3 protein-coding genes, 1 rRNA gene and 3 pseudogenes are annotated in these 5,438 nt (G+C 69.2%); 2 read left to right on the top strand and 5 right to left on the bottom strand.

From position 1 onward, the window contains the following. Together rrf and ITI46_RS36165 are read left to right on the top strand one after the other, a co-directional pair. Positions 1-76, top strand: a 5S ribosomal RNA gene (rrf, locus tag ITI46_RS36270); the annotation flags it as partial. Positions 77-344: 268 nt separating this feature from the next. Next, a pseudogene (locus ITI46_RS36165) lies at positions 345-935 on the top strand (DUF4158 domain-containing protein); the annotation flags it as partial. Positions 936-1,381: 446 nt separating this feature from the next. Here the strand turns inward: ITI46_RS36165 and ITI46_RS32840 are convergent. The 5 genes and pseudogenes from ITI46_RS32840 to ITI46_RS32815 all read right to left on the bottom strand — a co-directional run. Continuing rightward, positions 1,382-2,101 (bottom strand): SGNH/GDSL hydrolase family protein, encoded by a 720-nt coding sequence (locus ITI46_RS32840; protein WP_209243599.1) that lies wholly within the window; start codon positions 2,099-2,101, stop codon positions 1,382-1,384. Beyond that, on the bottom strand, positions 2,098-2,562 hold the full coding sequence (locus ITI46_RS32835; RefSeq protein WP_209243598.1) for a cupin domain-containing protein: 465 nt from the start codon (positions 2,560-2,562) through the stop codon (positions 2,098-2,100). Before ITI46_RS32835 ends, ITI46_RS32840 begins: the two co-directional genes overlap by 4 nt. Positions 2,563-2,645: 83 nt before the next feature. Continuing rightward, positions 2,646-3,470, bottom strand: a complete 825-nt coding sequence (locus ITI46_RS32830) for an AraC family transcriptional regulator (protein WP_209243597.1) — start codon at positions 3,468-3,470, stop codon at positions 2,646-2,648. Positions 3,471-3,932: 462 nt separating this feature from the next. After that, a pseudogene (locus tag ITI46_RS32825) lies at positions 3,933-4,214 on the bottom strand (Tn3 family transposase); the annotation flags it as partial. A 277-nt stretch (positions 4,215-4,491) separates the two neighbouring features. Beyond that, positions 4,492-5,438, bottom strand: a pseudogene (locus ITI46_RS32815) (hypothetical protein); the annotation flags it as partial.

The following is a 5,438-nucleotide window of genomic DNA, read 5'->3' as shown; positions in this document are numbered from 1 at the left end:
GAACCCGGAAGCTAAGCTTCACTGCGCCGATGGTACTGCATGCGGGAGTGTGTGGGAGAGTAGGACACCGCCGAACAAACTTTAAAATGTGAGGGCCTTGTTGGCAGACGCCAACAAGGCCCTTTTTGTGTTTCTTTCTCGTGTTTTCGGTGCCCATCCGCGTCCCTTCCTCGATTCCTCGATCAGCGGAAGAGCGCCGGCTCACGGCTTCCGGGTGTGAGTAGGTGAGGTGCAGGAAATCCCGGTGAGATTGATCTTGGTCGGCTAGCGCACCGGTCGGGGTTCCCGCTGGGGTTCGCGAGAAGATCGCCGGGCGGTCTCCGGAGCTGACTACGGTCCGCCTCGTGCCAGTGGAGTTTCTGACTGATGAGCAGGCCGAGGCGTATGGGACGTTCCGCGAGGCGCCCACGCGCCCGGAGCTGGAGCGCTTCTTCTTCCTGGACGATGACGACCGCGACCTGATCGCGCTGCGTCGTACGAACGGGCACCGGCTGGGAATGGCGGTGCAGATCTGCACGGTCCGCTACATCGGCCGGTTCCTGGGGGGAGGACCCGCTCGCGGTGCCGTGGGAGGTCGTGGAGTACCTGGCTGGGCAGCTCGGGATCGCGGATGCCTCGTGCGTGAAGCGGTACGCGGAGCGGCGCTCGACGGTGTACGAGCACGCGGCGGAGATCCAGAAGCGGTCCAGTACCGGGACTTCACGATCGGCGGTGGGGCCGGGAGTTCCGGAGCTGCCTGTACGGGCGGGCGTGGACGCACGCCGAGGGGCCGGTGGCGCTGTTCGACCACGCGGTGACGTGGCTGCGGCGGCACCGGGTGCTGCTGCCGGGGGTGAGCGTGCTGGCGCGGCAGGTGGTGGAGGCGCGTACGGCGGCCGAGCGGCGGCTGTACGACGCGGTGGCCCGGTCTGGGCACCGCGCCGATCCCACGCTCGCGCCCCGCCGGTCGCGGACACCATCCGCACCGCTCTCCAGGCCGCTTGACCGCCTGCCGGGCCGTCAAAAACCATGGTTCGCCATCGTTTGACGACAGGCGGGCAGGGTTCGATCCTCGGTCGCAGGGTTGAACCCTGGTGAGGGTGTGTCCAGCCTGCCCTTTTCCCGCCGCCCCGTTCGGCCTTACGCCCTCGCGGCCGCCAGAGGCGGCGACGGCGCCCGTTCTTCGCCCCGAGGCAGTGCTGTCCGTGAGTGTGAACAACGGCGGCCATGGCTGGGCCTCGGCTCTGCCAGTCGTTGCGGACCATGTAGGGGTGGGAACCGAATACGCCAGGAAGGGGCCGCATCGCCGGTGCCGGCGTGCTTGCCGCCGGCACCGGCGTCTGGATCGCACGCCACCTTGGCGCGGTAGTTGGCATACAGCTGGTTACGGCTCCGGAACCAGCTATGCGTTCTGGGTCAGGAGACCGGCGTCGATGACCTCAGCGATCAGGGTGGCGCCGCGGCTGTTCTGGTGGATGTGGTCGGTCGTGAGCACGAGGTTTCGGCGCCGCGAGATCGTGTCGAGGTTGCGGCGAAGCACGGCGTGTTGGACGAGGACGCCGAGGCCCGCTGCGGGGGTCACCTCCCGGTAGGGAATCGGCGGTGGGTCCGCTTGGCGAAGTTCCTCGATCTGGCGTTCGTGGAGTGGAAGGTAAGTCACCTCGTTGGTGGTGGCGACTTCGGCGATCATCCGGCTGTACCGCTGCGATGCCTGCGCCGCTGCTCCGTCGAGTTGTTGGCCGAGAACTGGGAGCGACAGCAGACCGATCGTCGCGTCGGTCTCCGCTCGCAGTCGTTCGACGACGGCTCCCAGGCACTGCTGGAACCAGCCGGCTGACGGGCGTTCGGGGAGCTGTTTGCGCTTCATGGCCTTATCGACGCGGTAGCCGGCAAGGCTCGCTCGGGCGTCGTTGGTCCCGATCAACACGGTGATGACGTCGGGTGGGTTCGCGATGACGGCGTCGAGGCTCTGCAAGAGGTTGTAGGCGAAGTCACCGTTGGCGCCGAAGCGGGCAAGCTGCAGATCACCGGGTGGGTGGCGTCGTCCGAGGAGGTCCAGGTAGTCGACGCTGATCAGCGCGCGGGTGAGGCTGTCGCCGAGGCAGGCGATGCGTGTCGTCATGGTGCTTCCGGTCCCGGCACGCCGATGCGTTCGGTCGGGTGGGTGTCGGTGCGAGGACGGTGGTCGGTGCCGAGGCCGGCGGTGATGGTCAGGATGGACGTCAGCCCGGTCATGTCGACCGCGTGCCATACCCCGGCTGGGTTGATGGTGGCCTCGCCGGGCCCGAGCAGAACGCGGTCGGGCACTCCGTCCAGGTCGCGGGTGACCGTCACCGACCCGCTGAGGCAGACAAGCAGTTCGTCGCCAGCGGGGTGGCTTTCCCAATGGTCACCGGGGCCGTCGCCGTCGAAGACCATCACCATCCGGCCCTCGGCGCCGTCTGCCGCAACCGCGGCGCTGTAGGCCTGGAGCACCTCCGGGTCCCAGGCGAAGCCCTCGACGGGTTTCGCTGTCGATCCCAGTCCGAGGTGCACGGGGGTGGTCCGCAGGTCAATGGCGTTGTGTTCGTTGACGAGTCTCATGCCGACGATCGTCACACCGCAGCGACCTGGTGGTCTTGAAGGAATGGGAACACAAGCCGACGCCACGGGCGGTCGGTCGGCGACTACCCGGTCCCGAGGAGGACCTCGCTGTGACGCCAGGCCGTCGGCGTTCGGCCCGTGAACTCGAGCCAGTCCCGCACGAGGTGGGCCTGGTCGGCGTAGCCGGAGATGGTCGCAACATCGGCCCACGGGAGCCGGTCCCGCGCCGTCGCCAGGTCGTGCGCGTGCTCGAAGCGGAGAACGCGGGCGAAGGCTTTCGGCGACAGGCCCAGCTCGCCACGGAACCGTTCGGTGAGGTGCCGGCGGCTCCAGCCCAGTTCCTCGGCGACTGCACCGACCTGGACGCAGCCTCGTGCGGCGACGAGGCGGCGCCAGGCCTCGGCCACCTCGGGGCGCATCCGGCGCACACGGTCGCTGACGGCGCCACGACCAACAGCTCGCAGGAGCAACTCGTCCAGTACGGTGAACCGAGCCGCCCATGTCGATGCCGCTCGGAGCCGGTCGGCCAGTTCGACGCCAAGCGCTCCGAGAAGCTCGTCCAGTGAGACCAGTCGGTGGGCGAGCACAGCGGCGGGCATGCCGTAGATGGCCCGAGCCCCGAGCGGTGTCAGCGCCACCTTCACACCTTGCTGGCGTCCGTCGTGGTGGATCGCGACGGACCGGCCCATCAGACCGCCGGCCACACTGCCGAATCGGGTGACCGGTGACCCGTCGCCAACGCCCGCCGCCACCTCCAAAGGGTCTGACAGGCTGATCACCGCAGTGAGAACGCGACTTGGCGGGCCGCAGTGCACCCCCGCCGCGAGCCCGCGGAGGTCGAAACCGACATACGAGTCGACGTACCGCCGCAAGGCGGGCGCCGGACGTGCACCGATCCCGGTGGCCATGCGACCCTCCCCCTCCTCGGAGTACGAGCCGGCGAGCCCGGCAAGATCATCAACCGGACCGCCGTGCCGCTTGCCAGTCCGGTCCGCGTCCACCACGCACGGCACGTCCTCGGCCGGCCCCAGCACGCCACGCAGATGACCGGCGCCGACCCGGGAACCTGGTCCAGCCTCGGGAATTACCCCAGGTACGAACCGCGGGTACGCGGTGCGGTCGATCGACGTCACTGACACCCCGAAGAAACACGACGCGACAAAGACCCGAGCAGCCTAACCACCGCGGACCAGCTGCCCGACACTGCCCCCGACCAGCAATTCCGCGGCTTCACGGCCCCTTTCCCGCGTATTCGGGTTGCCACCCATGTACGGCATACCAGGCAGCCTGACATCAGCTCCCCTACCGGCGCTTGCGATTTCCGAGCACCTCGGCCACCTGATATGCCCGCGTCACCCCGATGTGGGCGTTCAGTCCACGCCTTCGTCGTCCTCGTCCAGCTCGGGCGCGTCCGGGTCGCGCAGCGGGCGCAGGGCGTCGGCGGCCGGGGTCGAGGCGGTGAAGCTGTAGCGGCCGAGCAGGTTCAGGTTGCGGTGCTTGAGCGGGGAGAGCCGGGCGATGTCCTCGTCCCGGATCTCATGGCCCTCGGCCTGGAGCTGGGCGACTGCGGCGTCGATGTAGCGGGTGGTCCAGAGCACGATGGCGTTGAGGACCAGGCCGAGCGAGCCGAGCTGGTCCTCCATGCCGTCCTTGGGGCGGCTGACCGGCTTGATTGTCAGGTTGAGGTGCCGCGTACGGCACCGGATCCCGCGTCATCCTGACGACCGCGCACCTCGACCACACGCCGGAGAACTGCGATCCCGCCAACCTCCGGGCCATGTGCCAGGGCTGTCACCTGCACTACGACCGGGAACACCACGCCCGAACCCGTGCCGAAACCCGCCACGCGAAGCTCGAAGTCGCCGGGCAGCTGGAGTTCGAGCTGTAGGCAAACCCAGCAAGATCATTCTCACCGGGATTTCCTGCACCTCAACTACTCACACCCGGCTTCGGCGGCAGGTGGAGGATCGTCGTCAGTGGTGGGTCGAGCCGACCGTCAGATGACCGTGCGGCCATGCGGCGGCCGTGCTCGACCACGCTCTGGGTGAGCGCGTTGAGGATCGGAAGGACATCCGGGTCCTCGCCCACTACGTAGAGAGTGCCCGCTTCGGCGATGAAGGATTCCAACGCGACGCGGTCGGCTCGTTCCGCCGAGCATGCGTTGCGGACATGCAGCTGGCCCAGCGGTGCCAGTGCGCGGCGGATCAAGGCGACGGCGTCTGCGCGTAGTTGCGGGTGGCCCGACAGGGCGGACTCGAGCTCGCCGGCGGAGCCGGAGGCGGCCTGGGGGTGGGTCCGCAGGATCTGAACGGCGTCCGCAGTCTGTGCCGTTGCGAGTGCCCAGCGGTGTACTTCGCGGAACGGGCGCTTCTCCAGTGCTGCGGCGTGCAGCCAGCACCGCAGGACGGTCTCGGCCGTCGTGTGCGTCGTCGCGTCGATGGGGCGAGGGGAGCGCAGCGGGGCCAGCAGGGCTGTGGCGCGGGCCGCGGCGGTGGCGCGGTCGGCGCAGGCGTGGTGCGGGGACCAACGGAGGCGGTCGGGGGTGTCACAGGCGTGCGTCGGGTCGAAGACGTGGACGGGGCCGAGCTTGGCGCGGGCCGTCTTGGTGGCGGCCCACAGGTCAGGGGTGGCCGAGCTGACGAGGGCGGCGCCGGGCGCTTCCAGGATCTGGGTCACGGGGTCCGCGGCATCCGAGGTGTCGTCTGCGGCGCTGCCAGCTGTCCCGATGCCCACCGCTTGGCCGGCGTCGTCCACTGTGTTGCCGACGGCCGGGCCAGGGCTCAGCCCGAGGAGAGGCGGGGCGCTCGAGGGCGCCTGGGCCGTTGGTGCCGTGGGCTGTTGGGGTGGCGGTGCCAGTGGTGTCTCGGGGGTAGGGG

This window comes from Streptomyces oryzae (genome assembly GCF_017676365.1).
Lineage (GTDB): Bacteria > Actinomycetota > Actinomycetes > Streptomycetales > Streptomycetaceae > Streptomyces > Streptomyces oryzae.
The sequence above is the reverse complement of the archived record's forward strand: the minus strand, read 5'-3'. Positions and strand labels throughout refer to the sequence as shown.

Coding starts and splice junctions, on each gene's coding strand:
- ITI46_RS32835 (WP_209243598.1), bottom strand. CDS start 2,562: ATGAGACTCGTCAACGAACACAACGCCATTGACCTGCGGACCACCCCC.
- ITI46_RS32840 (WP_209243599.1), bottom strand. CDS start 2,101: ATGACGACACGCATCGCCTGCCTCGGCGACAGCCTCACCCGCGCGCTG.
- ITI46_RS32830 (WP_209243597.1), bottom strand. CDS start 3,470: ATGGCCACCGGGATCGGTGCACGTCCGGCGCCCGCCTTGCGGCGGTAC.